Origin of the sequence: Candidatus Thiosymbion oneisti (assembly GCF_900092655.1) — a bacterium.
Taxonomy (GTDB): Bacteria; Pseudomonadota; Gammaproteobacteria; order Chromatiales; family Chromatiaceae; genus Thiosymbion; species Thiosymbion oneisti.
In genome coordinates this window covers 1-369 of the sequence record NZ_FLUY01000454.1, presented here as the reverse complement: position 1 = coordinate 369, position 369 = coordinate 1, and the positions used below count along the sequence as shown (strand labels likewise).

General features: G+C 42.8%; 1 protein-coding gene. It reads right to left on the bottom strand.

Annotation, left to right across the window (positions count from 1 at the left end):
* Positions 1–73 precede the first annotated feature (73 nt).
* Positions 74–202, bottom strand: a complete 129-nt coding sequence (locus tag BQ17_RS23955) for a type II toxin-antitoxin system HicB family antitoxin (protein ID WP_439645640.1) — start codon at positions 200–202, stop codon at positions 74–76.
* Between the last annotated feature and the right edge of the window lie 167 nt (positions 203–369).

The following is a 369-nucleotide window of genomic DNA, read 5'->3' as shown; positions in this document are numbered from 1 at the left end:
TTCTCAGCAAGCCAGAGGGGCGTCGTATAACTTGCTGTTGTTGTTGAGAAAAGACTGCCCGTTCCGTCATCGGTCATAGTGCTACCGACTGTCGTCCTCTTCGACCAGTCCGGAATCCATAAAGAGCCATCAATTTATATGCATCTTCTATGTTCTCTTCTAATTCTTCTATCGTCTCGCCCTGACTAAACACTCCAGGAATTTCTTTAATTTTTCCAACATACCATCCATCGTCTTGCCAATATTCAAGTTAAATGTGTGTTTCATTTTTACCTCTAAGATTGTTGGTTGATTCATAGTCCTTCTGATGGTGGAAACCTCCGCCTTCAGGCGGATAAACTTCCAGTTTGAAAGAGGCATGGTGCTTTA